At 41.1% G+C, this 263-nt stretch carries 1 protein-coding gene; it reads right to left on the reverse strand.

Annotated features, from left to right (window positions below; genetic code table 11):
* Nucleotides 1-263 (reverse strand): hypothetical protein (locus tag QCD70_RS19020; RefSeq protein ID WP_301219196.1); only part of this gene is annotated, 263 nt, incomplete at both ends.

The raw sequence follows: 263 nt of genomic DNA on the forward strand, positions 1-263 counted from the left end.
GACTTTACATTCACCCAAAAAGAGTTGTTTAGTGCCGTCATGCTTTAAAACCCGTTGTAAGTGATGATTCTCTAACTGATCTAAGCTAAGCTGTCCCGATAAATAAGCTAGTCCTTGTTGATGTTCTTGGGGACTGAACACCTGTGGTGGATTTGCTTGCCACTGTTCAATCGTTTCGGCCTGACATGGCTTTAAAACAGAATCATAGTACATCACGGCTGTATAGGCTTGTTCCTGTTTAATCAATGGCAATCCATCTAAAT

The sequence above is a fragment of the Agreia sp. PsM10 genome (genome assembly GCF_030433855.1).
Classification (GTDB): Bacteria; Actinomycetota; Actinomycetes; order Actinomycetales; family Microbacteriaceae; genus Agreia.